Origin of the sequence: Thalassorhabdomicrobium marinisediminis (genome assembly GCF_003072065.1) — a bacterium.
Taxonomy (GTDB): Bacteria; Pseudomonadota; Alphaproteobacteria; order Rhodobacterales; family Rhodobacteraceae; genus Octadecabacter; species Octadecabacter marinisediminis.
Map to the genome: position 1 here is coordinate 53,131 of NZ_QCYG01000006.1, position 24,403 is coordinate 77,533.

22 protein-coding genes are annotated in these 24,403 nt (G+C 65.9%); 14 read left to right on the plus strand and 8 right to left on the minus strand.

The window, feature by feature from the left end; translation table 11 throughout:
* The first annotated feature begins 23 nt into the window (after positions 1-23).
* The 3 genes from DC363_RS09970 to yaaA all read left to right on the plus strand — a co-directional run bounded on the left by DC363_RS09970 (position 24) and on the right by yaaA (position 3,339).
* Positions 24-311, plus strand: a complete 288-nt coding sequence (locus DC363_RS09970) for a YggT family protein (RefSeq protein WP_108641011.1) — start codon at positions 24-26, stop codon at positions 309-311.
* A gap of 98 nt (positions 312-409) precedes the next feature.
* The gene (gene recQ / locus DC363_RS09975) at positions 410-2,443 is read left to right on the plus strand and encodes a DNA helicase RecQ (RefSeq protein ID WP_108641012.1); all 2,034 of its coding nucleotides are present in this window, start codon (positions 410-412) and stop codon (positions 2,441-2,443) included.
* Between the two features lie 119 nt (positions 2,444-2,562).
* Positions 2,563-3,339: a peroxide stress protein YaaA gene (gene yaaA / locus DC363_RS09980; protein WP_108641013.1), complete on the plus strand. Its 777-nt coding sequence runs from the start codon at positions 2,563-2,565 to the stop codon at positions 3,337-3,339.
* Here the strand turns inward: yaaA and DC363_RS09985 are convergent.
* Positions 3,336-4,511: an acetyl-CoA C-acyltransferase family protein gene (locus DC363_RS09985; RefSeq protein WP_108641014.1), complete on the minus strand. Its 1,176-nt coding sequence runs from the start codon at positions 4,509-4,511 to the stop codon at positions 3,336-3,338. The genes yaaA and DC363_RS09985 overlap by 4 nt on opposite strands.
* 178 nt (positions 4,512-4,689) lie before the next feature.
* On the opposite strand from DC363_RS09985, the gene DC363_RS09990 reads away from it, so the two are divergent.
* Genes DC363_RS09990 through selD form a run of 4 tightly spaced genes read left to right on the plus strand, consistent with a single transcriptional unit; the run spans position 4,690 to position 10,938 of the window.
* Positions 4,690-5,346 (plus strand): ABC transporter ATP-binding protein, encoded by a 657-nt coding sequence (locus DC363_RS09990; RefSeq protein ID WP_108641015.1) that lies wholly within the window; start codon positions 4,690-4,692, stop codon positions 5,344-5,346.
* A complete protein-coding gene (locus DC363_RS09995; protein ID WP_108641016.1) occupies positions 5,343-7,727 on the plus strand; it encodes an ABC transporter permease in 2,385 nt (794 codons plus the stop codon). The genes DC363_RS09990 and DC363_RS09995 overlap by 4 nt, the downstream gene beginning before the upstream one ends.
* Entirely contained in the window at positions 7,717-8,754 is a 1,038-nt protein-coding gene (locus tag DC363_RS10000) for a lipocalin-like domain-containing protein (RefSeq protein WP_108641017.1), read from the plus strand. The genes DC363_RS09995 and DC363_RS10000 overlap by 11 nt, the downstream gene beginning before the upstream one ends.
* 45 nt (positions 8,755-8,799) lie before the next feature.
* Complete coding sequence (gene selD / locus DC363_RS10005; protein ID WP_108641018.1) at positions 8,800-10,938, plus strand: selenide, water dikinase SelD; 2,139 nt, start codon at positions 8,800-8,802, stop codon at positions 10,936-10,938.
* Here the strand turns inward: selD and mnmH are convergent.
* The 4 genes from mnmH to DC363_RS10025 all read right to left on the minus strand — a co-directional run bounded on the left by mnmH (position 10,925) and on the right by DC363_RS10025 (position 15,771).
* A complete protein-coding gene (mnmH, locus tag DC363_RS10010) occupies positions 10,925-11,983 on the minus strand; it encodes a tRNA 2-selenouridine(34) synthase MnmH (RefSeq protein WP_108641019.1) in 1,059 nt (352 codons plus the stop codon). The genes selD and mnmH overlap by 14 nt on opposite strands.
* A 67-nt stretch (positions 11,984-12,050) precedes the next feature.
* Positions 12,051-12,839 (minus strand): metallophosphoesterase, encoded by a 789-nt coding sequence (locus DC363_RS10015; protein ID WP_108641020.1) that lies wholly within the window; start codon positions 12,837-12,839, stop codon positions 12,051-12,053.
* A gap of 134 nt (positions 12,840-12,973) precedes the next feature.
* Positions 12,974-14,566: a phosphoglycerate dehydrogenase gene (gene serA, locus DC363_RS10020; protein ID WP_108641021.1), complete on the minus strand. Its 1,593-nt coding sequence runs from the start codon at positions 14,564-14,566 to the stop codon at positions 12,974-12,976.
* Between the two features lie 65 nt (positions 14,567-14,631).
* On the minus strand, positions 14,632-15,771 hold the full coding sequence (locus DC363_RS10025; RefSeq protein ID WP_108641022.1) for a phosphoserine transaminase: 1,140 nt from the start codon (positions 15,769-15,771) through the stop codon (positions 14,632-14,634).
* Between the two features lie 235 nt (positions 15,772-16,006).
* Here DC363_RS10025 and serB point away from each other — a divergent pair, with 235 nt between their 5' ends.
* Both serB and DC363_RS10035 read left to right on the plus strand, forming a co-directional pair.
* A complete protein-coding gene (serB, locus tag DC363_RS10030) occupies positions 16,007-16,876 on the plus strand; it encodes a phosphoserine phosphatase SerB (RefSeq protein ID WP_108641023.1) in 870 nt (289 codons plus the stop codon).
* Positions 16,873-17,631: a TSUP family transporter gene (locus tag DC363_RS10035; protein WP_108641024.1), complete on the plus strand. Its 759-nt coding sequence runs from the start codon at positions 16,873-16,875 to the stop codon at positions 17,629-17,631. The genes serB and DC363_RS10035 overlap by 4 nt, the downstream gene beginning before the upstream one ends.
* Here DC363_RS10035 and DC363_RS10040 read toward each other — a convergent pair.
* Positions 17,628-18,620: an asparaginase gene (locus tag DC363_RS10040; protein ID WP_108641025.1), complete on the minus strand. Its 993-nt coding sequence runs from the start codon at positions 18,618-18,620 to the stop codon at positions 17,628-17,630. The two genes, DC363_RS10035 and DC363_RS10040, sit on opposite strands and share 4 nt — an antisense overlap.
* A 187-nt stretch (positions 18,621-18,807) precedes the next feature.
* On the opposite strand from DC363_RS10040, the gene DC363_RS10045 reads away from it, so the two are divergent.
* Positions 18,808-19,353 (plus strand): invasion associated locus B family protein, encoded by a 546-nt coding sequence (locus DC363_RS10045; protein WP_108641026.1) that lies wholly within the window; start codon positions 18,808-18,810, stop codon positions 19,351-19,353.
* A gap of 199 nt (positions 19,354-19,552) precedes the next feature.
* On the plus strand, positions 19,553-20,749 hold the full coding sequence (rlmN, locus tag DC363_RS10050) for a dual-specificity RNA methyltransferase RlmN (protein ID WP_108641027.1): 1,197 nt from the start codon (positions 19,553-19,555) through the stop codon (positions 20,747-20,749).
* 14 nt (positions 20,750-20,763) lie between these two features.
* Here the strand turns inward: rlmN and DC363_RS10055 are convergent, their stop codons facing one another.
* Entirely contained in the window at positions 20,764-21,666 is a 903-nt protein-coding gene (locus DC363_RS10055; RefSeq protein ID WP_108641028.1) for an LOG family protein, read from the minus strand.
* Between the two features lie 83 nt (positions 21,667-21,749).
* Between DC363_RS10055 and DC363_RS10060 the strand changes: the two genes are divergently transcribed.
* Positions 21,750-22,661, plus strand: coding sequence for a serine/threonine dehydratase (locus DC363_RS10060; RefSeq protein WP_108641029.1), 912 nt, complete (start codon positions 21,750-21,752; stop codon positions 22,659-22,661).
* Between the two features lie 10 nt (positions 22,662-22,671).
* On the opposite strand, the gene DC363_RS10065 is transcribed toward DC363_RS10060, so the two are convergent.
* Positions 22,672-23,118, minus strand: coding sequence for a DMT family transporter (locus DC363_RS10065; RefSeq protein ID WP_108641030.1), 447 nt, complete (start codon positions 23,116-23,118; stop codon positions 22,672-22,674).
* Positions 23,119-23,254: 136 nt separating this feature from the next.
* Here DC363_RS10065 and dapD point away from each other — a divergent pair, with 136 nt between their 5' ends.
* Together dapD and DC363_RS10075 are read left to right on the plus strand one after the other, a co-directional pair.
* On the plus strand, positions 23,255-24,082 hold the full coding sequence (gene dapD, locus DC363_RS10070) for a 2,3,4,5-tetrahydropyridine-2,6-dicarboxylate N-succinyltransferase (protein WP_108641031.1): 828 nt from the start codon (positions 23,255-23,257) through the stop codon (positions 24,080-24,082).
* Positions 24,079-24,366, plus strand: coding sequence for a hypothetical protein (locus tag DC363_RS10075; RefSeq protein WP_108641032.1), 288 nt, complete (start codon positions 24,079-24,081; stop codon positions 24,364-24,366). The genes dapD and DC363_RS10075 overlap by 4 nt, the downstream gene beginning before the upstream one ends.
* The last annotated feature ends 37 nt before the right edge of the window (positions 24,367-24,403 follow it).

Sequence of the window (24,403 nt, forward strand, 5' to 3'; positions counted from 1 at the left end):
CCAAACCCCTAAAGGATACGGACATGGTCTCTTTAATCGAAATCCTGCTGATGGTGATCGGCGTCGCGCGCATCTTCATCATCGCGCACTTCATCATGTCGTGGCTGATCAGCTTTCAGGTGCTCAATATCCGCCAACCGCTGGTGAGCCAGATCTGGTATGGCCTCAACCGCCTGCTTGAGCCGATCTACGGCCCGATCCGCAGCATCCTGCCGCAGATGGGCGGGATCGACCTGTCGCCACTGGTGGCGCTGCTGGGGCTTGAGGCGTTGCGGATCATCCTGATCAACAGCCTGATTTCCGTCTCCTGACACGACGCTGCCGGCCCTGCACCCCTTGTCTTGCAGGGCCGCCTGTGATTCCCTGCCTGTTAACGAGCAATTAATATCTTCAACACAGGTTGACGGACATGGGCGCTGCCACGCTTCTTCGTGACGTATTCGGCTTTGACGGGTTCCGCCCCGGCCAGCAAGAGATTGTCGAGGCGGTCACCGAAGGTCGGAACACGCTTGCGATCATGCCGACAGGCGGCGGGAAATCCCTGTGTTTCCAGCTGCCTGCGCTGGTGCGCGACGGGGTCACGGTGGTGATCTCTCCGCTGATTGCGCTGATGCGGGATCAGGTCCGCGGTCTGCGTGAAGCCGGGGTTGAGGCCGGGGCGCTCACCTCCGGCAACACCGAGGAAGAAACCGAGGAGGTTTGGCGCGCCCTCGAACGTGGCAGCCTCAAGCTGCTCTATATCGCGCCGGAACGCCTCGCGTCGAACGGCGCGCAGCGGATGCTGCGGCAGGCGGGCGTCAGCCTGATCGCCGTGGATGAGGCTCATTGCGTCAGCCAGTGGGGTCATGACTTCCGTCCCGATTACCTTCGCATCGGTGAGTTGCGCCGCGCTTTGGACGTGCCTCTTGCGGCCTTCACCGCCACCGCTGACGGCGAAACCCGCGATGAGATCGTCGCAAAGCTTTTCGACGGCGCGCCGCCCGAGACCTTCCTGCACGGCTTCGATCGCCCCAACATCCACCTTGCCTTCGCCGCCAAGGACAACCCCCGCCGCCAGATCCTCGCTTTTGCCAACACCCGCCGCGAACAGGCGGGCATCGTCTATTGCGGCACCCGCGCCAAGACCGAAACACTCGCAAAGGCGCTGGCGGACGATGGGCACACAACCTGCTATTATCACGGCGGCATGGACGCCGAGGATCGCCGCACCGTTGAGCGCCGTTTCCAGCAGGAAGACGGGCTGATCGTCTGCGCGACCATCGCCTTCGGCATGGGGATCGACAAACCCGATATCCGCTGGGTCGCCCATGCGGACCTGCCGAAATCCATCGAAAGCTACTATCAGGAAATCGGCCGCGCCGGACGCGACGGGGCACCTGCGGAAACCCTGACCCTGTTCGGGCAGGACGATATCCGCTTTCGCCGCCAGCAGATCGACGAAGGCCTTGCCCCGCCCGAACGCCGCGCCGCGGATCACGGGCGCCTGAACGCGCTTCTGGGACTGGCCGAGGCCCTGCACTGCCGCCGTCAGAACCTGCTGTCTTACTTCGGTGAGGATCCGGTGCCTTGCGGTCATTGCGACCTGTGCGACAAGCCGCCCGAGGTGTTCGACGGCACGCAGCCGGTGCGCATGGCGCTTTCGGCGGCCTTGCGCACCGAGGAGCGGTTCGGCGCGGGCCATCTGATCGACATCGTGCTGGGCAATATGACCGACAAGGTGCGCCAGTGGAACCACGACCAACTGCCCACCTTCGGCGTCGGTAAGGACTACTCCCGCGTCCAGTGGCAGGCGATCTTCCGGCAGATGATGGGCCATGATCTGATGCGGCCCGACGCCGAGCGACACGGCGCCCTGCGGATGACCGAGAAGGCCCGCCCGATCCTGCGCGATGAGGAGAAAATCGACCTGCGGCGCGACACCATCCGCGCGGCGAAATCCGGCCCCAAGGTCAAGCAAATGGTGGCCGAGGAAGACGCCCCGCTCCTCTCCGCGCTCAAGGCAAAACGCCGGGCCTTTGCCGAACAGCTGGGCGCGCCGGCCTATATCATCTTCAACGACCGCACCCTGATCGAAATGGCCGAGAAACGCCCGCGCACCCTTGATGAGATGGCGCAGATCGGCGGCGTGGGCGCGAAGAAACTCGACAGCTACGGCGCAGCCTTTCTTGAGGTCATCACCGGAGAGGCCGAGGCCCTGCATCCGCAGCGCCAGAAGCTCGCCGGACGCAACGAGGGCACGATCTATGACCGCCTGCTTGAAGTGCAGGCGGACCTGTCGCGCGGCCCCCATGGCACCGACAAGCCGATGTCCTGTTCCGCCAGCCAGTTGGCCAAGGTTGCCAGCCAGAAGCCCCGCGACGCGGCCGCGCTGGCCCGCCTGGTGGGTGACCGCCATGCGGAACGGTTCGGCCCGGCCTTCCTGACCATCCTGTCCGAGGCCTGAGGCCGCCCGGCCCCCGCTTCATCTGACCCAGGCAAACTCCCCCCGGAGGGCCGATCAGCCCTTTTCTTTCCGGCCCGAGGTCATAGGTTGCCCCCATCATCTGCCCCAAGGACCGCGCCATGCTCACCGTCATCTCCCCCGCCAAATCCCTCGACTGGTCACCGGTCGACATCCCCGCCACCACGCCGGACTATCAGGCGGATGCGGTGCGCCTTGCCAAGACCGCGCGCAACCTAACGTTGGGGGCGCTGAAGGATCTGATGTCGCTCTCCGACGATCTTGCTCGCCTCAACCGGGACCGGTTCAAGACGTTTGACGACACGCCCGCCGCCGAAGCCACCCGCCCCGCCGCTTTTGCGTTCAACGGCGACACCTATCAGGGGTTCGAGGCGCGGACGCTGTCCGAGGATGATCTGGCTTATGCGCAGGGCCATCTGCGCATCCTGTCGGGGCTTTACGGGCTGCTGCGCCCGCTGGACGCGATCCAGCCCTACCGACTTGAGATGGGCAGCCGCCTCAAGACGCGGCGCGGCAAAAACCTTTATGACTACTGGGGCACGACCCTGTCCGAAGCGCTCAATGCGCTGGCTGAAGCGCAAGGCACCGACACGCTGGTGAATTGCGCGTCGCAGGAATATTTCGGCGCGGCGGACACCGCGGCGTTGAAGCTCAAGGTGATCACGCCGCAGTTCATGGAAGTGAAGGACGATCGCCCGCGCATTGTCAGCTTTTACGCCAAACGGGCGCGGGGTGCGATGGCGCGGCATATCGTCGAGAACCGCGTGACCGATCTGGACGGGCTGAAGGCCTTTAACGCGGGTGGCTACGCCTTCGAGCCGGACCTGTCCGAGGGGCAGACGCTCACCTTCTTGCGCGCCTACCCCAAGGCCGGTTAGAGCCGTTCGATCGCCAGCGCGATACCCTGACCGCCGCCGATGCACATGGTGATCAGGGCACGTTTGCCGCCGATGCGCTCAAGCTCGTACATGGCTTTGACCGTGATGATCGCACCCGTGGCGCCCACGGGGTGACCCAGCGCGATGGCCCCGCCGTTGGGGTTCACCTTCGCCGGGTCCAGCCCCAGCCCCTTGTTCACGGCCAGCGCCTGTGCTGCGAAGGCTTCGTTGCTTTCGATCACATCGAAATCACCGCCCGACAGGCCGGTTTTCGCCAGCAAGGCCTCGACCGCAGGGACCGGACCGATGCCCATCACCTCGGGGCGCACACCGGCGTGCCCATAGCCCAGCACGCGGAACTTCGGCGTAAGGCCTGCGGCCTCGGCGGCGTCCGCCGTCGCCAGCACCACCGCCGCCGCGCCGTCGTTGATGCCCGACGCGTTGCCTGCCGTGACCGTGCCGTCTTTCTGGAACGCGGTGCGCAGACCGGCCAGCGCCTCGGCCGTGGTCGCCTTGGGGTGCTCATCGCGGTCGAACTGCACCGTCTCGCGGCGTTTCTTCACTTCGACCGGAACGATCTGGGCATCGAAATAGCCGGCGTCGATGGCCGCTGCGGCCCGTTCCTGCGACTGAAGCGCGAAGGCGTCCTGATCGGCGCGGGTGATGTCATGTTCCGCAGCGACATTCTCGGCGGTGATCCCCATGTGACCGGTGCCGAAGGGACAGTTCAGCGCGCCCAGCATCATGTCCAGCCCGCGCACGTCGCCCATCTTGGCGCCCCAGCGCGCATCGGGCAGGATATAGGGCGCGCGGCTCATGCTTTCGGCGCCACCGGCAAGACCGAAGTCCGCGTCGCCCATGCGCAGCGACTGGATCACCGAGACGATGGCCTGCACACCGGACCCGCACAGCCGGTTCACGTTCATCGCCGGCACGCTGTCGGGCACGCCGGCCTGCATTGCGGCGACGCGGCTCAGATACATGTCGCGGGGTTCGGTGTTGATGACATGGCCGAAGGTCACGGTGCCGATGCGGTCAGGGTCCACGCCGCCCCGCTCCATCGCGGCTTTGGCCACGGTGGTTCCCAGATCGATGGGGGTCACCCCCGCCAGACTGCCGCCAAAGCCGCCAATGGCCGTGCGTGCGCCGGACAAGATTACGATATCAGACATTCAGGACCTCATTTTGCGAAATTTGGCCCACAGTAGCGGGCTGCGACATCGTGCCAACCTCTAAATGGACGGTGCGGTCTTCGACGCCATTGCCCTTGCCGGCGATCTCGAACAGGCTACCCCTTGAGCAGGGTTGAAGACCTCGGCGACCGACCGATCCGGCAAAGGAAACCATGTCATGCTGTTGCGTGTCACCGATCTGCACAAGTCATTCCCCGGCCCCGACGGGCCGCTGCCCATTCTGCGGGGGATCGACCTTGAGATGCGCGCCGGTGAAACGCTGGCCCTGACCGGGGAATCTGGCAGCGGCAAGAGCACGCTTTTGCATCTGGTGGGTGGGTTGGACCTGCCCGACAGCGGCACGGTCGCGTTGGACGGCACCGACATCGGCGCATTGGACGACGCCGGGCGCGCGCGGCTGCGGCGCGACCAGGTCGGCGTCGTGTTCCAGCAGTTCAACTTGATCCCGTCGCTGACCGTTGCGTCCAACATCTCGTTCCAGGCGCGGCTGGGCGGCACCGAGGACCCTGTTTGGACCGAGGCGCTCGCCCATCGCATGGGCCTTGCGGATCAGCTTGCGAAATACCCCGAGCAATTGTCCGGCGGCCAGCAGCAGCGCGTGGCCATCGCCCGGACATTAGCCGCGAAGCCGCGCCTGATCCTCGCCGATGAGCCGACGGGAAACCTTGATGAGGCGACGGCGGACAGGGTTCTGGCCCTGATGCTTGAGCTGGCGGCGGAGACCGATGCCGGCTTGCTGATGGTCACCCATTCGCAACGGCTGGCCGCGCGGATGGGGCGGGAATTGCACCTGCGGGCCGGGCGGATCGCATGACGCGGGCCGGGCTTCAGGCGCTTCTGTCGCACTGGCGGCGCAACCCGTTGCAACTTTTCACTTTGGTGGTGGGCCTGTCCCTTGCCACGGCGCTTTGGTCCGGGGTGCAGGCGGTGAACGCCGAGGCCCGCGCCAGCTACGACGCCGCCGCCGAAACGCTGGGCGAGGGGCGATATGCGCAGATCACCGCGCCCGGTGGCGTGATCCCGCAGGACCGCTACATTGCCCTGCGCCGGGCGGGCTGGCGCGTCAGTCCGGTGCTGGAAGGGCGGTTGGACGGGGTGCGCGTTGTGGGCTTCGACCCGCTGACTGCGCCGAACGGGTTCGGTCCGGTCGATCTCTCTGATAATGCGTTGACGCTCGACGTGCTGTTGAACGGGGTCCTGTTTGGCACGGCAGAGGCACTGAACCGGCTGGGCGCGCCCGATGTGGCCCGCGTCGTCTCGGCTCAGGTGGCGCCGAGCATGGTGCTGACGGATGTGGGCACGGCGCAGGAGCTGTTGCAGGCCGACGGCCAGTTGAGTCGGCTTATTGTCCTGCCCGAACAACCGATCCGCCAACGCGCCTTGGCCGAAGTCGCGCCCGACCTCACCCTGCGGGCGCCGCAAACGGGGGGCGATGTTGCGCAGCTCACCGACAGTTTCCACCTCAACCTCACGGCCTTCGGGCTGCTCTCTTTCGCGGTGGGCATTTTCATCGTCCACGGGGCCATCGGCCTTGCCTTCGAACAGCGACGGCCGGTGATCCGAACCCTGCGCGCGCTGGGCTTCCCCCTGCGGCGGCTGATCGCGCTGATTGCGGCGGAACTGCTGGTGATTTCCCTGCTCGCGGGCACGATCGGCGTCGGGCTGGGCTATGTTGTCGCGGCCGCGCTTCTGCCCGATGTGGCGGCGACCCTTGATGGGCTTTACGGCGCGTCTATCTCGGGCACCTTGCAGCTGCGGCCCGACTGGTGGCTGTCGGGGCTGGCGATCGCGGTCGGCGGCACGGCGCTGGCGGCGACCTCTTCCCTGTGGCAGTTGGCGCAGATGCCGCTGCTGGCTTCGGCACGGCCCCGCGCTTGGGCGATGCAATCGGGCGCGCGCCGCCTTTGGCAGGCGGGGGCGGCGGCGGGGTTGTTGGGGCTGGCCGTGGCCTTGAGCCTTGTCGGGGGAAGCTTGCTGCTTGGCTTCGCCATGCTCGCCGCGCTGCTGATCGGGGCCGCGCTGGCGCTTCCGGTGATCCTTGACCGTGTGCTGGCCTTCGGCGCGGCGCGGGCGCGCTCGGTCATGGCCGAATGGTTCTGGGCCGACACCCGCCAGCAATTGCCCGGCCTGTCGCTGGCGCTGATGGCGCTGCTTCTGGCGATGGCGGCGAATGTCGGCGTTTCCACCATGGTGAGCAGTTTCCGGCTGACCTTTACCGGGTTTCTGGATCAGCGGCTGGCCTCGGAATTATATGTCTATGCCGATGACGCCGAACAGGCGGCAGCGCTGGCCGCTTATCTTGCGCCGCGTGTGGATCAGGTCTTGCCGATCCAGTCCGTCGATCAGCAGGTCGCGGGCCTGCCGGCCGAAATCCACGGCCCCGCCGCCCATGAGACCTACCGCGCGCACTGGCTGTTTTTGCAGGAAGCGCCTGACGCATGGCCCCGGATCGAGGCGGGGCAGGGGGCGGCGATCAACGAACAGCTTGCGCGCCGGGGCGGGCTGTCCATCGGGGACGAGATCACCGTCGCGGACCGGCGCCTTCCGGTGCTGGGCATCTATGGCGACTATGGCAACCCCATCGGGCAGGTGCTGGTGACGGCGACGCTGTTCGCCGAGCTTTTCCCCGCGGTGCGAGCGGAGCGCTTCGGTCTGCGCATGGAGGCAGGCGACGTGTCCGCGCTGGCCGAAGACCTGCGCGACGATTTCGGGTTGGCCGAGGACAATATGATCGATCAGGCGCAGCTAAAGGCCTTTTCGCTTGAGGTCTTCGACCGCACGTTCACGGTGACCGCCGCGCTCAACGTGCTGACCCTTGCCGTGGCGGGGTTCGCGATCCTGATGAGCCTTCTGACCCTTGCCACCATGCGCCTGCCGCAGCTCGCCCCCGTTTGGGCGCAGGGGCTGACGCGGGCGCGGCTGGGGAGGATCGAGATCCTGCGCGCGGTGCTGCTCGCCCTGCTTACGGCGGTGCTGGCGCTGCCTCTGGGCTTGGCGCTGGCCTGGACGTTGCTGGCGGTGGTCAACGTTGAGGCCTTCGGCTGGCGGCTGCCGATGTTCCTCTTCCCGCTCGACTATGCGCGCCTGACGGTCTTTGCCGTGTTGGCTGCGGTGCTCGCCGCACTTTGGCCCGCGCGCAAGCTCAGTCGCACGCGCCCCTCGGAGCTTTTGAAGGTGTTTTCCAATGAACGTTAGGGGGCTGGCCTTTTTGCTGTTCCTGCCTGTCGCGGCTGTGGCGCAGGGCTTTGCGGGCTTGGGCACCGAGACCGAAGGCTTTGCGGTGCCGCAGCGGCCCGCGTTTTTCGACTTCCCTGCCGACCACGGGGCGCACCCGGGCTACCGGATTGAGTGGTGGTATGTCACCGCGAACCTCGAAGGGGAGTACGGCACACCCTACGGGTTGCAATGGACCTTGTTTCGCAGTGCCCTTGCCCCCGAACCCGGCACGGGGTGGAGCGCGCCGCAGCTCTGGATGGGGCACGCCGCCGTCACCACGCCCGATGCGCACCATGTGGCCGAACGGCTGGCGCGGGGCGGTATCGGACAGGCGGGTGCGACGGCGGCGCCTTTCGCCGCATGGATCGACGACTGGCAGATCGCGGGGCCGGATTTCGACACCCTGACCATGACCGCCAGCGGGCCGGACTTCGCCTTTGACACAACGCTGACGGCGCAAGGTCCCATCGTTTTTCACGGCGATAGCGGCTATTCCGTCAAATCCGCACAGGGGCAGGCGAGTTATTACTACTCCCAGCCCTTCTACGACATCGCCGGTACGCTGACCCTGCCCGAGGGGGAGGTTGCTGTCACCGGAGAGGCATGGCTCGACCGGGAATGGTCGTCGCAACCCCTGTCCGAGGATCAGACCGGCTGGGACTGGTTCTCGCTCTCGCTTGGAACCGGAAAGCTGATGGGGTTCCGGCTGCGCCAGATCGATGGCAGCGTTTATACCTCGGCCACGTGGATTGATCCGCAGGGCCGCACGACCGCCTATCCCGACGGCGCTTTCCAAGCAGAGCCGGTGATGCGGACCGAGGTGCGGGGCAACACGGTGCCAACGGGCTGGCGCGTGCAGCTTGCGGCCAAGGGCGTGGACGTCACGGTTGCGGCGTTGAACCCGCAGGCGTGGATGGACACCACCGTCGCCTATTGGGAAGGGCCGGTCACGGTTTCGGGCAGTCACGACGGGCACGGCTATCTTGAGATGACGGGCTATGACTGAGCAAAACCCCTCGCCCGCGCGCGGCGCGGCGGTTAGAACCGGATCATGACACCCAGCATTCCCCTGACCCGCGACCTTGTGTTGATCGGCGGTGGCCACACCCACGCACTGGTGCTGCGCAGATGGGGCATGGACCCGTTGCCTGGCGTGCGGCTGACGTTGATCAACCCCGGGCCCACCGCGCCCTATTCGGGCATGCTGCCGGGCTTCGTCGCGGGCCATTACGCGCGCGAGGATCTGGACATCGATCTGGTGCAGCTTGCGCGCTTCGCGGGCGCGCGGTTGATTGCGGGGGCGGCCACGGCGCTGGATGTGCAGGGCAAGACGATCACGGTTGAGGGGCGCCCGCCGGTGGCTTTTGATGTGGCCTCGGTCGATGTCGGGATCACCTCTGCCATGCCCGCGCTTGATGGCTTCGCGCAACACGGCATCCCGGCCAAGCCGCTGGGTCCCTTCGCCACGAAGTGGGAGGCGTTCCGCGCCAACGCGACAGAGCCGAAGGTTGCAGTGATCGGCGGTGGCGTGGCGGGGGCGGAGCTTGCCATGGCGATGGCCCACGCCTTGCGCGACCGTGCGCCCGAGATCACGTTGCTCGACCGGGGTCGGGCGCTGGAACAGGTCAACGCCGCCGCCCGCCAAAGGCTTTTGCGGGCGATGGCGGAACAGGGCGTGCACCTGATCGAGAATGCCGAGGTTCGGGCGGTCGCGGAGGATCATGTGCTCCTGTCCGACGGCCGACGTATCGCGTCCGGGTTCACCACCGGCGCCGCCGGGGCCCGCCCGCAGGGGTGGCTGGCGCACAGCGGGTTGGACACCGAAGACGGCTTCCTCACCGTCGGGCCAAGCCTGCAAACCTCGGACCCGTCGGCCTTTGCGGTGGGGGATTGCGCCCATCTGAGCCACGCGCCGCGCCCCAAGGCCGGGGTCTTTGCCGTGCGTGAGGCGCCCTATCTTTACGACAATCTGCGGGCCGCGCTGTCGGGCGGGCGCATGCGGCGCTACCGGCCGCAGAAGGACTACCTCAAGCTCATCTCGCTGGGCGCGCGCGAGGCGCTGGCCGAGAGGTTCGGCACCGCGCGGCGGGGGCGGCTGCTGTGGCGTTGGAAGGACCACATCGACCGCACTTTCATGGCGAAGTTCGACGCGTTGCCCACCATGCAGCAGAAGCTGCCAAAGGTGGTCGCCGAGGGCGTGCGTCAGATCACCGGCGATGCGCCCCTGTGTGCTGGCTGCGGTGCGAAAGTCGGGCGCGGCGCGTTGCAGGACGTGCTGGCCGGGATCACCCCGCACGGGCGCGACGATATTCTGTCCACGCCGGGCGATGACGCGGCGGTGCTGCGGACCGGCGGCGCGACGCAGGTTTTCACCACGGATCACCTGAGCGCGGTGACCAAGGACCCGGTGCTGATGGCGAAGATCGCGACGCTCCACGCGCTGGGCGACATCTGGGCGATGGGGGCCGCGCCGCAGGCGGCGGTGCTGTCCCTGACGGTGCCGCGCATGGCGCCGGAGTTGCAGCGCCGCACCGTGGGCGAAATCACCACGACGGTCTCCGAGGTGTTGCAGGACGCAGGCGCGGCGCTGGTCGGCGGGCATACGACCATGGGCGACGGGCTCACCATCGGGCTGAGCCTGACCGGCCTGCTTGACGGGGCGGCGATCACCCTGGCAGGGGCGCGGCTTGGGGATGTGATCGTGCTGAGCAAGCCCGTCGGCTCGGGCACCATTCTGGCCGCAGAGATGCGCGGACAGGCGCGCGGTCAGGATGTGCTGAGCTGTTACGACTGGATGGTGCGCTCAAACGCGCCCGCCGCGCGGTCGCTGGCGCAGGCGCGGGCGATGACCGATGTGACGGGCTTCGGGTTGGCCGGGCATCTGGCCGGGATATGCGAGGCATCGGGCGTCGGGGCGGTGGTCGATCTGGACGCAGTGCCGCTGATGCGCGGGGCGCTGGACTTGGCCGAGGCGGGCGTGCGCTCTTCGATCTATGCCGACAACCGCGCCGATTGGCGCGTCACCGCGCCCGACACCCCCCGCGCGGCGCTGATGTTCGATCCGCAAACCAGCGGCGGCTTGCTGGCCGTGCTGGACCGAACAGAGGCGGAGCGGCTGGCCGCGATGGGCGCTGCGGCGCTCACCCCCATTGGCGAGATCACCGAAGGCACCGGCGTTACGTTTCGTTGAAGTTGTCGAGCCAAGTGGCGATCCTTCCGGCCAGCCCGTCGCGGTCCTCGTCCGAGAGCCCCGCGACGGGAAACCTGTGCAGCACGGTCGCCGCGTGTTTCGCGCGGCTGGAGCGATAGGTCGGGTCGTAATGCTCTTCCATCAGAAGTGCGGTGACGGCAGCCATGTCACCGCTGTCCCAAACCTTAAGCCAGTGATCGACGCGGCCCCCGCGCAACCGGCGCAGGGGGGCGAGCTTTTGGGCCAGCTCCGCGCGGTCCGCCAGCACGTCGTGATAGGCCTGCGCGAGGTAGGCGGCGCGCGCGGCGGCGGGGGCCTCAACCTCGATCCGGGGCGCGGCCTTCATCGCCGACCAAAGGCTGGGCGGCACGATCCGCGCGCCGACCTTGCTGCTCTCGGCTTCGACCAGCACCGGGCGCGCGGGGTCGAACCCGGCCAGTTGCCGGGCGATCTGCGTCTCGAACCACTTCTGCGGCGGCTGGCCGCCGGGCAGGCTGCCCAGCAAAGACCCGCGATGGTTCGCCAATCCTTCAAGGTCCAGCACCTGCACCCCGTGCCGCGCCAGCCGGTGCAGGATGTCGGTCTTGGCCGTGCCGGTGTTGCCGTCGATCAGGATCAGCCGGTGCGGGAGGGGCTGTTGATAAAGCGCGTCATGCACAAGGCTGCGATAGGTTTGATAGCCGCCCTGCAACCGTTCGGCCCGCCAGCCCACTTGTGTCAGCCATGACGTGACCGCCCCGCTGCGTTGCCCGCCGCGCCAGCAATAGACCAGCGGCCGCCAGCCGCCGGGCTTGTCGCGCAGCGGACCTTCGAGGTGGGCCGCCAGATTGCGCGCGACAAGCGCCGCGCCGATCCGCCGGGCCTTGAACGCGGCCTCTTGCACGTAGATCGTGCCCACACGCGCGCGTTCGTCATTATCCAGCGCGGGCAGGTTGATCGCGCCGGGGATGTGGTCCTCGGCGTATTCGGCGGGCGAACGGACGTCGATCACGGTGTCGAACCCGTGCGACAAGAGCGCGTCAAGGCTGCCGAAGGTGGTGGTCATGGGCGCTGCTTACCCGACGCGGCGGGGCGCGGAAAGCGCCATTGCACGCAGGCGGGCCAGCGGGGCATCAGGCGGCGGGCTGCAACGGGGTGCGGCCAGTCTCGTCCAGGGTGAACCACTGGCCGCCTTCATAAACGCAGGGCACCAGCGGCCGGCCATAGCCCGCGCCGCCGTCGGTGTTGATCCGGTTGCCGTGATGCGCCGGAAAGTCGAGCGCGGTGTGCCCGTGGACGACCCGGTGATCAAGCGGCCCGTCGTAATCGAGCCAGCCGTCGCGGATCCAGGTCAGGTCGCTGCGGGTCTGCTTGGCCAGCGGGCGGCCCGGGCGCAGGCCGGCGTGGACGATCAGGTGGTTATCCGGCGCGTCGCACATCAGCGGAAGCGCCGTGATCCAGTCGATGTGGCGCTCTGGCACAGCCGCGCGGGCCGCGTCGGACAGGGCCTGTTGCAGTGACGCTGAGGAGGGGTCGAGGCCGGCCTCTTGCGCTTCGGCCCATGAGGTCCACTCGGGGTGGTCGAGCTCGTTTTCCGCCATGTAGGAAGCCAACGTGTGCACGCCGCCGAGCCGGTGGTGCAGCCAGGTCTTGCCGGATTTGATCTCGGGGTGGGAAACCCGACCGGTCAGGACGAATTGCGCGAACATCAGGTCGTGGTTGCCAAGGGTGCAGTGCCAGTCGCGGCCCGCGTCCTGCCCGTCGATGATCCGCTGGATCACACCCCGGCTGTCCGGCCCGCGATCCACGAGGTCGCCGACGAAATAGAGCGGCCGGTCCGCGCCGCCGTCGGCCTCGATCAGCCGCAGCGCGCGGTCCAGCGCGGCGGTCTGGCCGTGAATGTCGCCGAGAACGTAAAACATCAAAGGTCCTTTTGCGGGGGGACGCGGTGGATCATGGGGGGCTTGCCCCCCGCGCTGACGCGCGCCCCCCAGGATATTTTTCAAGCAAAGATGAACGGGCGGCGGGATGCAAGCCCGCGCGCCCGACCGTTTGTTCAGACGTCGAAGGCGAGCGGTTTGACTTGCGTGAACATGCCGGTGTCTTCCAGTGCCGCCAGTGCAGTGGGCGGGATGGCCTCATCCACATAGAGCAGGGCGATCGCCTCTCCCTTGGCTTCCGAGCGGCCCAGCGTGAAGTTGGCAATGTTGACGTCGTGGCTGCCCATGGTGTTGCCCAACAGGCCGATGATGCCGGGGACATCCTCGTTCGTGGTGTAGACCATGTGCGCGCCGATCTCGGCGTCGATGTTGATGCCCTTGATCTGGATGAAGCGCGGCTTGCCGTCGCTAAACACCGTGCCCGCGATGGAGCGTTCGCGCTTTTCGGTTACCACGGTCACCTTGATGTAGCCGTCGAAGGCGCCGGACTTGTCCTGTTTGGTGGTGCTGATCTGGATGCCGCGTTCCTTGGCGATCACAGGGGCGCTGACCATGTTGGTGTCGGGATTGGCCTTTTTCATGATCCCCGCGACCGTGGCGGCGGTCAGCGCGGCGAGGTTCATCTGCGAGACGGAGCCGTCGAACAGGATATTGATCGCGGTGATCGGCTCGTCCGTCATCTGGCCGATGAAGTTGCCCAGATGGCCCGAGAGCTTGATCCAGGGTGTCATGATCTTGGCTTCTTTGGCGGTGACCGAGGGCATGTTGAGCGCGTTGGTCACCGCGCCGGTCAGCAGATAGTCCGACATCTGTTCGGCCACCTGCAGGGCGACGTTTTCCTGCGCTTCGGTCGTCGCTGCGCCTAGGTGCGGGGTGACGACAACGTTGGGCAGGTTGAACAGCGGGCTGTCGGTCGCCGGTTCGGTCTCGAACACATCGAAGGCCGCGCCCGCCACATGGCCGGATTTCAGCGCTTCGGCCAAAGCCTCTTCATCCACAAGGCCGCCGCGGGCGCAGTTGATGACGCGCACGCCGGGCTTCAGCTTGGCGATATTCTCGCGGCTGAGGATATTGGCGGTCTGTTCGGTATAGGGCACATGCAGGGTAAGGAAATCGGCGTGCGCAAAGAGCGTGTCGAGCTCCACCTTCTGCACGCCCATCTGGTCGGCCTTCTCCTCGCTCAGGAAGGGGTCATAGGCCATGACCTTCATCTTCAGCGCGCGCGCCCGGTCGCAGACGATGCCGCCGATGTTGCCCGCGCCGATCACGCCCAGCGTCTTGCCGGTGAGTTCCACCCCCATGAAGCGGGATTTTTCCCATTTACCGGCGTGGGTCGAGGCGCTCGCCTCGGGGATCTGGCGGGCCACGGCGAACATCATGGCGATGGCGTGTTCGGCGGTGGTGATCATGTTGCCGAAGGGCGTGTTCATGACGATCACCCCCTTTTTCGAGGCCGCATCCTTGTCGACATTGTCGGTGCCGATCCCGGCGCGGCCGATGACCTTGAGGTTCGTGGCGCGGTCCAGAAGCTTCGCGGTAACTTTGGTGGCGGACCGAATGGCGAGGCCGTCGTATTGGTCGATCACCTCGGCCAGCGCGGCCTTGTCCTTGCCCAGATCGGGCCTGAAATCCACGTCGATGCCGCGATCCCGGAAGATCTGCACAGCGGTGTCGGAGAGTTTGTCGGAAACGAGAACTTTGGGAGCCATGATAAGCATCCTTTGGAAAAATATCGGGAAGGCAGGGCGCAGGCGCCCCGCAGGGCTGGCTTGGGTCAGGCGGCGAGTTCGGCGTGGAAGGCCCAGTCAAGCCAGGGCAGCATCGCTTCGATGTCGCTGGTCTCGACCGTGGCGCCGCACCAGATGCGCAGGCCCGCAGGCGCGTCGCGATAGGCCCCGATGTCGAGGGCTACGCCTTCGGCTTCAAGCCGTTTGGCCACTGCCTTGGCGAAGGCTGCGCTGTCGGTGATCCGGTCGTCGGTGAACTTCAGGCAGACCGAGGTGTTCGACCAGGTTGCGCGATCCCGGGCGAGGTTGTCGATCCAGTCGCGGGTGGCGCAGAAGTTCCAGACCGCCTGGGCATTGGCATCGGCGCGCATGCGCAAGCCGTCCAAGCCGCCGACCGACCGCGCCCAATCCAGCGCGAAAAGGTAGTCTTCGACGCAGAGCATCGAGGGGGTGTTGATCGTAGCGCCCTCAAAAATACCCTCAATCAGCTTGCCGCCCTTGGTCAGGCGGAAAATCTTCGGCAGGGGCCAGGCGGGGGTGTAGCTTTCCAGTCGGGCGACGGCGCGGGGGCTGAGGATCAGCATGCCATGCGCGGCTTCTCCGCCCATCACCTTCTGCCAGGAAAAGGTCGTCACATCGAGCTTGTCCCACGGCAAATCCTGCGCGAAGGCGGCCGATGTGGCGTCGCAGATCGTCAGGCCAGCGCGCTCCGCCGGGATCACGTCACCCGAAGGCACGCGCACGCCCGAGGTGGTGCCGTTCCAGGTGAAGACGACATCCTTGTCATAGTCGAGCGCGACCATGTCGACGATTTCGCCATAGTCGGCGGTGTGGCTCGTGGCCTCGATCTTCAACTGTTTGACCACATCCGTCACCCAGCCCGCGCCGAAGCTTTCCCAAGCCACCATCTGCACGGGCCGTTCGCCCAGCAGGGACCAGAGCGCCATTTCGACCGCGCCGGTGTCCGAAGCGGGCACGATGCCGATGCGGTAATCCTCGGGCACGCCGAGAATCTCGCGCGTGCCGTCGATGGCGGCTTTCAGCTTCGCCTTGCCGACAGGCGCGCGATGCGACCGGCCAAGGGGCGCGTCGGCAAGCACGTCAGGTGTCCATGTGGGGGGTTTGGCGCAGGGGCCAGAAGAAAAGCGCGGATTGTCCGGCCGCGCGGCCGGTTTTTGCATCGTCATTGCTGTTATCCTTACAGATATGCGCCCTTCGTTGGGGAAGGGTGTCCCACCGACAGGGATAGGGACAACGCGGGGCTGCCACAAGTGCAAATATGACGCCTTGCGACGGATTGCTTCAGATTTGCGACAAAGGCGCCTGCGGCGGTGATGGAATTGAGTTTATTTGGTCAGATGAAGCGGAACCTGTTGCGCTTTCGGCGCGGGCTTGGTTTCTGGCGGCAAACGGAGGCATTCGATGTTCGTAATCACCCTGATCGCCCCCCCCGGCGTGCTTGACCCGGCGCTGGTGGACAGTCTGCGCAACGCTTGGGGCGGGAAATCGGTCCAGTGGCTGGCCGCCGATGAGGCTGCCGAATTCGCGGTCGCCGAGGGGCCTGCGAACTTTTGGCACGTCTGGACCGAATTGCAGGCGCTGGGGGTCGATCTCGTGTGTCAGCCGTTGGAGGGGCGCCGCAAGACGATGCTTCTGGCGGATATGGACAGCACGATGATCCGGCAGGAATGCATTGACGAGCTGGCCGACGAGGCGGGCGTCGGGGCGCGGGTGGCCGAGATCACCGCGCGGGCGATGAACGGCGAGCTGGATTTTGAGGCGGCGCTGATTGAACGGGTCGGGCTGCTGCGCGGATTGGAAGAGGCGGTGATCGGCAAGGTGTTGTCCGAGCGGATCACCCCGATGCCCGGCGGCGCGGAGCTTGTGGCGACGATGAAAGCACACGGCGGCCATGCGACGCTGGTCTCGGGCGGGTTCACGGCCTTCACCGAGGTCATCGCGGCGCGGTTGGGGTTCGACGAACACCGAGCCAACACGCTCGTCGCGGCGGACGGGCGTCTGACCGGAGAGGCCGGGCGCCCGATTTTGGGGCAGGCCGCGAAGGTGCAGGCGCTGGAAGAGATCACCGCACGCCTCGGGATCACCCCGGCCGATGTGATCGCCGTGGGGGACGGGGCCAACGATCTTGGCATGCTCCACCGGGCGGGCACGGGCGTCGCGCTCCATGCCAAGCCGATTGTCTCCGAGCAGTGTGACGTGCGGATCAATCACGGGGACCTTACCGCGTTGCTCTACCTGCAGGGCTACGCCAAGACGGAGTTCGTCACATGATCGAGGTTGCGCCCGATATTCTGGCCCTGCTGCTTTTGGTGGCGTTCTTCGCCGGGGCGGTCGACGCCATTGCCGGGGGCGGCGGGCTTATCGTTCTGCCCGTTCTTGTCCTTGCGGGCGCGCCCCCGGTCGTGGCGATTGCCACCAACAAGGTGCAGGCGGTCTTCGGCGCCGGGACTGCGGCGCTGACCTATGCGCGGGGTGGCCATGTGAACCTGCGACGGCAAGCGCCGCTGGCGTTGCTGGCCTTTGTCGTGGCCGGTGGCGGGGCGTTGTTCACCGCGTCTTTGCCGACCGAGCTGATCCGGCTGGCGCTGCCGGTGCTGCTGGTGGGCGTCGCCCTGTTCTTCGCCTTCAAGCCGGGATTGGACGACATGGACCGCACCGCGCGTCTGACGCCGCTTGCGGTAGCATTGACGCTGGTGCCGGCGGTTGCCTTCTACGACGGGGTGATCGGGCCGGGCGCGGGGGCGTTCTACATGATCGGGTTCGTGACACTGGCGGGCTACGGGGTGTTGAAAGCCACGGCGCATACCAAGTTCCTCAACTTCTCGTCGAACCTTGGGGGCCTGGCGGTCTATGCGCTGGTCGCGTCGCCTTGGTGGATCACGGGGCTGGCCATGGGGCTGGCCCAGATCGCCGGCGCATGGGTCGGCAGCCGTCTGGCCATGCGGGTGGGGTCACGGCTGATCAAGCCGCTGCTGGTGATCTCTGCCAGCGCGCTGGCGGCGAAGTTGCTGTGGGACATGATCTAGGCAAGTGTCGAAGCGGGGCGCATTTCTCCGGTGACCAGGCTGGCGAAGTTCTTCAGCACGGGGTTACGGTAGGCTTTGACGGCGGGGTCTTCGGCGTCGAGCACGCCCAGTTTGCACAGGATCGCGGCGATGGCGCATTCCGAGGCGCGGGTGGCGCCATCGACGATTCTCAGCGCGACGCCCAGTTTCTGGCCGGGGATGATGGCGATGAAGAAGCCTTCGGCGCCGGTCTTCACCGCCACTTTGCCCTTGGCGGCCCGCATCAGGTGGTTGCAGGCGCGGTCGGTGTTCGACACCAGCTCGGGGTGCGCCATCATCGCCTCGCGCAGGCGCACCATCGCGGCCCCCCGTGTGGTGCTGTCATCAGCGCTCGCAAAGGTCGCCATGGCGCGGGCCATCCCGTGTACCGTGCTGGCGTGGTTGGGGGCCGAACAGCCATCGATTCCCCACCCGGGCGAGCTCTCCTCGACCAGCTCTTCAAAGGTCTGCTTCAGCAAAACCTGCAGGGGGTGGTCGATCTCGACGTAGTCGGGGCCCCAGCCGTTTGCCTTGCTCAGAGTCAGGAACCCGCAGTGTTTGCCGGAACAGTTGTTGTGATAGCGGCAGGGGCTATCGTCGGCCTTGATCAACCCGTTGCGGGCGGGAATGTCCTGCGGCCATTGCGGGCCACATTGGAAATCATCGTTGCCCAGCCCGAGATCGGCCAACCAGCGTTGCACGCGGTCGGTGTGGATCGCCGCGCCCGAGTGGGACGCGCAGGCGAGGGCGAGCTGTTCGCTGGTCAATCCGAAGCGGTCGGCCACCCCGCTTTCGACCAGCGGCAGGGCCTGGATCATCTTCGCCGAAGATCGCGGGAAGGTCACCGCTTCGGGGTCACCCCAAGCCTCGATGATGTCGCCGCCCTCATCCACCACCACCGCGTGGCCTTGGTGCCAGGATTCCAGACGTCCGCCGCGCCAAATTTCCACCAGATCGACTGCTTGTGTCATGTCATCCCCTGTTTCGGCGGCAATCCGCACAATTTAGTGTGCCCGAAGGGCTTTCCCATTTGGGCAAAAACTTGCTAGTGCTATGGCTATCGAGTTGAAACGGCTCAATCCAGTCGAAAAAGTACCCGGCAGAGGTGCTGACTTGATCAGAGTAACCAGAGGCACGGACAGCTTGGAGGCTGTAGATATGATTTCAAAGATTTCGCGCGCGTTTGGCGTAGTTGCATGTATGACCGCTGGGGCAATGACCATCGGGACATCCGCCGCCGCGCAAGAGGCGAGCTCGAACCGTGTGGCCGCGAACACGGACTGGTCGGTCTTCGTGGAAACCGACCCCAAGGAATGCTGGGCCGTCTCGGCGCCCAAGGAAACCGTAAACTCCCGCGATGGGCAGGTCGTCTCGGTGCGCCGGGGCGAGATTTTGCTGTTCGTCTTCTATCGTCCCGGTGCCGGGGTCGAGGGGCAGGTGACCTTTACCGGCGGCTATCCGTTCGCCGGTGGCTCGACCGCCGAGCTTGAGATCGGCGGCACCACCTATGAGCTGTTCACTGAAGGCGAATGGGCCTGGCCCGCCACGCCCGAGGATGACGCCCGCATCGTGGCGGCGATGAAACGCGGGTCGGCCGCCACGATCACTGCACGGTCCGGACGTGGCACGGTGACCCGCGACACATTCTCTTTGCTGGGCTTTACGGCCGGCGTGGAAGAAGCGGCGAGCCGCTGTTCCAGCTAGGCGGTCAAGTCTGATTCATGTGACAGGACGGGCGGTGCAGATATGCGCCGCCCTTTCTTATTGGGCGGTGCATCGGGCGATAGGGGGGTGAACCTGTGGTCGCGCGATGCTGCCCAACACCCCGCGACGAAAAGAATCACTTTGGAAATTGGCGATCGTTCCTATATGTCGCCCATCTGACCCAAACCGAAAGTCTGCTATGTCGGCCCCCGAACCCATCACCGCGCCCATCACTCAGGATGTGATGACGATCAAACGCAAGCTGCCCGAGGGCGGCCCTGCGAACCTTGTCGGACTGACCCGCCCCCAGATGCGCGACGCGTTGATCGGTGTTGGCGTGAAAGAGAAACAGGCCAAGATGCGGGTCAACCAGATCTGGCAGTGGCTCTATCACTGGGGCGTGCGCGACTTTGCGAAGATGACGAACTTGTCGAAAGACCTTCGCGCGACGCTGGCCGAACATTTCAAGATCGAACTGCCCGAAGTGGTGAGCAAGCACGTCTCGGAAGACGGCACCCGCAAGTATCTCGTTCGCATCGCCGGCGGGCACGAGGTCGAGGTGGTCTATATCCCCGAAACCGACCGCGGCACCCTGTGCATCTCGTCGCAAGTGGGCTGCACGCTGACCTGTTCCTTCTGCCACACGGGCACCCAAAAACTGGTCCGCAACCTCACCGCAGGAGAGATCATCGGGCAAGTCATGCTGGCCCGAGACGATCTGGGCGAATGGCCCGAAGCGGGCCTGAGCACCGCCGATCAGGGGCCGCGCCTTTTGTCGAACATCGTGCTGATGGGCATGGGCGAGCCGCTCTATAATTTCGAGAACGTGCGCGACGCGATGAAGATCGCCATGGACGGCGAAGGCATCGCCCTGTCGCGCCGCCGCATCACGCTGTCCACCTCGGGGGTCGTGCCGGAAATTCACCGCACCGCGGAAGAGATCGGCTGCCAACTGGCTGTCAGCTTCCACGCCACCACCGATGAGGTGCGCGACAAGCTGGTGCCGATCAACAAACGCTGGAACATCGAAGAGCTGTTGAAGGCGCTTGCCGCCTATCCCAAAGTCAGCAACTCCGAGCGGATCACCTTTGAATATGTCATGCTGAAAGGCGTGAACGATTCAGACGAGGATGCGCGACGTCTGATCAAGCTGATCGACGGCATCCCCGCCAAGATCAACCTGATCCCGTTCAACGAATGGCCCGGCGCGCCCTATGAACGCTCCGACTGGAAGCGGATCAAGGCGTTTGCCGAGATCATCTTCAAGGCGGGGTATTCGTCACCCATCCGCAAGCCGCGCGGTGAGGATATCATGGCCGCCTGTGGGCAGTTGAAATCCGCCACCGAGCGCGAACGCAAATCACGCAAACAGATCGAAGCGGACGCGGGGCTTTAAGCGCCCGTCCCGTTTCAGTCGTCGTCGCGCTCCGACTCGCCATAGGGCGACTCGACTCCGGCGGGCGGGTCGGTGTCCGGGCGGCCGGGGATCACCTCGCGCTTTTCGCCGGCACCTTCCCAATTCTCCATCTCGTGGAGCGCTTCTTCGGCGGTCTCGACGAATTTGAACAGCTCTAGATCGGCTGGGGAAATCGTGCCCGCGTCGGACAGCGCTTCCCAATTGATGATCTTTTCCCAGAAGGCGCGGCCGAACAGCAAGAACGGCACCTTTTTCATCCGCCCTGTCTGGATCAGGGTCAACGCTTCGAAGGTTTCATCCAGCGTGCCGAAGCCACCGGGGAACACGGTGATCGCCTTGGCCCGCATCAGGAAATGCATCTTGCGGATGGCGAAATAGTGGAAGTTGAAACACAGCTCGGGGGTTACGAATTCGTTCGGGGCCTGCTCGTGCGGCAGCACGATGTTCAACCCGATGGACTTGCCGCCCGCATCGACGGCCCCGCGATTGCCTGCCTCCATAACGCCGGGCCCGCCCCCGGTGACGACGACATTCTCGGTTGAATCGCCCTTGAGCGTGAGGAGACGGGCAAATTCGCGCGCCTCATCGTAGTATTTCGACAGTTCGGCCAAGGTCTCGGTCCGCGCGGTGTGTTTTTCAACAGGCGCGGGAATCCGTGCGCCGCCAAACATCACCACCGTCGACTGGATGCCCTGTTCGTCGAGCATCAACTCGGGCTTCAGGAGTTCCAGTTGCAGCCGCACGGGACGCAGCTCATCCCGGCACAGGAAATCCTCATCCACGAAGGCCAGCGTATAGGCGGGCGAGCGGGTTTGCGGCGTATCGGGAACCTGCTGCGCCTCTTTGCGGTCTTCGCTCGAGTCCCGGAACGGATGGCGGCGGTGGTCGTCTTTCATGCGGGCTGCTCCCAATCGGCGGTTGTTGCGCTTTGGGTTTTAGTGGCAGGTTGCGCGCAGATTGTCCAATGATCGAGGGGCCGATGCCTGTCACACGCGAAGAAATAAACGCCGCCGCCGCGCGGGTTGCCGGTCACGTCCACCAGACACCGGTGATGCGCAGCGACGGCTTTGGCCTGCCGCTGCAGTTCAAGTTCGAACACACGCAGGTCACAGGGTCGTTCAAGGCACGTGGGGCGTTCAATGCGGTGCTGACGGCGGATGTGCCGCCAGCGGGCATCGTCGCCGCCTCGGGCGGGAACCACGGGGCGGCGGTGGCCCATGCGGCGCGCGCATTGGGGCACGCGGCGCATATTTTCGTGCCCGCTTTCGCCGGTCCGGCCAAGATCGACGTGATCCGGCAAACGGGGGCGACGCTGCACATCGTCGAGGGCGCCTATGCCGATGCGGCCGAGGCGGCCCGCGCCCATCAAGAGGCGACCGGCGCGCTGGACATTCACCCCTATGACGCGCCCGCCACGTTGGCCGGACAAGGCACCTGCTTTCGCGAGTGGGAGGCGCAGGACCTCGATGCCGACACCGTGCTGGTCGCCATTGGCGGCGGCGGGCTGATCGGCGGCGCCATGGCATGGCTTGAGGGGCGCAAGATCGTCGGGGTCGAGAGCGAGACGACGAACACCATGCAGGCGGCGCTGGCCCGTGGCCCCGAGACGGACATCGAGGTGTCGGGCCTTTGCGCCAATGCGTTGGGCGCGCGGCGCATCGGGCGTCTGGCCTATGACCTCGCCACCGCCCGTGATCTGCAAACCGTACTGGTCAGCGATGAGGCGGTCGCAGAGGCGCAAAAGCGGTTGTGGCAGACGCTGCGGCAGCTGGTGGAACCGGCGGGCGCGGCCGCGCTCGCGGCGGTGCTGTCGGGGGCCTACGTTCCGGAAAAGGACGAACGTGTGGCCGTGCTGCTCTGCGGCGCGAACCCCGCGCCGATCCCGATTTGAACGCAAAAACTCAGAGTTTCGACAGGATCAGCCCGGCCCCGACAAGGACGACTCCGGCCACCCTTTGCCACGTGATTTCAATGGCCTGCAATCCGAACGGCCCCATCGCATCCAGCATCAGGGCGGCCAGAAGCTGGCCCAGCACCACCGCCGAGATCGCGGTCAGAACCCCCAGCACCGGCACGGCGAAGACGATGCTCCAGACGTAGAAACTGCCCAGAAAGCCGCCCACCAGCAGCCACGGGTTCACATTTCCGATGCGGCCAAGGGCAGCGCCGTCCCCCGTCAGCACGAGCACCACCAGCAAAGCGACCAGCCCGACCGCGAACGACACCGCCGCCGCACCGATGGTCGATCTGAGGCCATCGGCAAGGGCCGCGTTGATCGGCGCCTGCAGGGCCACCGCCGCGCCGCCGCAAACCGTCACCACAAGGGCGATCAAGGTGGGGTAGGTCATGTGTCTCGTACCTCATATAATTTTCGCGACCCCAAGCGGGTGGTCCGCGCAATCCAAGCCGCCTTGCGCATTGCCGCGCTGCGCCCCGCGCGGTATGAGCCTGTCCAGAGATACACCGCAGCCACAAGGGGCCCCCATGTCGAACGCACAGCTTGAGACCGCCATCGAAACCGCCTGGGACGACCGGGATGCGATCAGCCCGGCGACCACCGGTGAGGTGCGCGAGGCGATCGAAGACACGCTTGCCGCGCTCGATTCCGGCAAGTTGCGCGTGGCGGAACGGGGCGACGATGGCAATTGGCACGTGAACCAGTGGGCCAAGAAGGCCGTTCTGCTGTCCTTCCGACTGAACGACATGGCGATGATCGAAGGCTCCAACGGGGGCGGCCACTGGTGGGACAAGGTGCCGTCGAAATGGCAGGATTGGGGCGACAGCCAGTGGAAGGCCGCGGGCTTCCGCGCAGTGCCCGGATCGATCGTGCGCCGCTCGGCCTATATCGCGCCGGGCGTGGTGCTGATGCCGTCCTTCGTGAACCTAGGCGCCTATGTGGACGAAGGCTCGATGGTGGACGGTTGGGCGACGGTCGGCTCTTGCGCGCAGATCGGCAAGAACGTCCATCTGTCGGGCGGCGTGGGCATCGGCGGTGTGCTGGAACCCATGCAGGCCGGCCCCACCATCATTGAAGACAATTGTTTCATCGGCGCGCGGTCCGAGGTGGTCGAAGGCTGCATCATCCGCGAAGGGTCGGTTCTGGGGATGGGCGTCTATATCGGCCAGTCCACCAAGATCGTTGACCGCGAAACCGGCGATGTGTTCTACGGTGAGGTGCCGCCCTATTCGGTCGTCGTGTCGGGCACCATGCCCTCTAAGAACGACATCAACCTGTATTGCGCGGTGATCGTGAAGCGGGTGGATGCCAAGACCCGGTCCAAGACCGGCATCAACGAGCTGTTGCGCGATTGATCCTGTCGCGTGCGCTGGCCCGGCGGCGCATGGCGGCCGGGGTGCGGCCCTCGTGGCTGGCGGCCTGGGGGCCTGTGGCGATCGATGCCGCGAGCCTTCTTGCGCTGGTGGCGCTGCTGTTCGCCCCCGCCCGCGCGCTGATCGCGGCTTATGATCCGCCGCTCTGGGCCATGGTGCTGGCGCTGTTCTTTCTGGTTTACCTGCCGTCGCAATTCGTCTTGATCCTGTCGTCCCTCTGGGCCGCGAAATCGCGATATCTCGACCCCGAGGGGAACCAATCCTGACGCCCGCGCGTTGCTGACTGGAGCAACTGGAGTACGA

Bases quoted from the DNA above. Each gene is read 5' to 3' on its own strand.
- DC363_RS09970 (WP_108641011.1), top strand. From the start codon at position 24: ATGGTCTCTTTAATCGAAATCCTGCTGATGGTGATCGGCGTCGCGCGC.
- recQ (WP_108641012.1), top strand. From the start codon at position 410: ATGGGCGCTGCCACGCTTCTTCGTGACGTATTCGGCTTTGACGGGTTC.
- yaaA (WP_108641013.1), top strand. From the start codon at position 2,563: ATGCTCACCGTCATCTCCCCCGCCAAATCCCTCGACTGGTCACCGGTC.
- DC363_RS09985 (WP_108641014.1), bottom strand. From the start codon at position 4,511: ATGTCTGATATCGTAATCTTGTCCGGCGCACGCACGGCCATTGGCGGC.
- DC363_RS09990 (WP_108641015.1), top strand. From the start codon at position 4,690: ATGCTGTTGCGTGTCACCGATCTGCACAAGTCATTCCCCGGCCCCGAC.
- DC363_RS09995 (WP_108641016.1), top strand. From the start codon at position 5,343: ATGACGCGGGCCGGGCTTCAGGCGCTTCTGTCGCACTGGCGGCGCAAC.
- DC363_RS10000 (WP_108641017.1), top strand. From the start codon at position 7,717: ATGAACGTTAGGGGGCTGGCCTTTTTGCTGTTCCTGCCTGTCGCGGCT.
- selD (WP_108641018.1), top strand. From the start codon at position 8,800: ATGACACCCAGCATTCCCCTGACCCGCGACCTTGTGTTGATCGGCGGT.
- mnmH (WP_108641019.1), bottom strand. From the start codon at position 11,983: ATGACCACCACCTTCGGCAGCCTTGACGCGCTCTTGTCGCACGGGTTC.
- DC363_RS10015 (WP_108641020.1), bottom strand. From the start codon at position 12,839: ATGTTTTACGTTCTCGGCGACATTCACGGCCAGACCGCCGCGCTGGAC.
- serA (WP_108641021.1), bottom strand. From the start codon at position 14,566: ATGGCTCCCAAAGTTCTCGTTTCCGACAAACTCTCCGACACCGCTGTG.
- DC363_RS10025 (WP_108641022.1), bottom strand. From the start codon at position 15,771: ATGACGATGCAAAAACCGGCCGCGCGGCCGGACAATCCGCGCTTTTCT.
- serB (WP_108641023.1), top strand. From the start codon at position 16,007: ATGTTCGTAATCACCCTGATCGCCCCCCCCGGCGTGCTTGACCCGGCG.
- DC363_RS10035 (WP_108641024.1), top strand. From the start codon at position 16,873: ATGATCGAGGTTGCGCCCGATATTCTGGCCCTGCTGCTTTTGGTGGCG.
- DC363_RS10040 (WP_108641025.1), bottom strand. From the start codon at position 18,620: ATGACACAAGCAGTCGATCTGGTGGAAATTTGGCGCGGCGGACGTCTG.
- DC363_RS10045 (WP_108641026.1), top strand. From the start codon at position 18,808: ATGATTTCAAAGATTTCGCGCGCGTTTGGCGTAGTTGCATGTATGACC.
- rlmN (WP_108641027.1), top strand. From the start codon at position 19,553: ATGTCGGCCCCCGAACCCATCACCGCGCCCATCACTCAGGATGTGATG.
- DC363_RS10055 (WP_108641028.1), bottom strand. From the start codon at position 21,666: ATGAAAGACGACCACCGCCGCCATCCGTTCCGGGACTCGAGCGAAGAC.
- DC363_RS10060 (WP_108641029.1), top strand. From the start codon at position 21,750: ATGCCTGTCACACGCGAAGAAATAAACGCCGCCGCCGCGCGGGTTGCC.
- DC363_RS10065 (WP_108641030.1), bottom strand. From the start codon at position 23,118: ATGACCTACCCCACCTTGATCGCCCTTGTGGTGACGGTTTGCGGCGGC.
- dapD (WP_108641031.1), top strand. From the start codon at position 23,255: ATGTCGAACGCACAGCTTGAGACCGCCATCGAAACCGCCTGGGACGAC.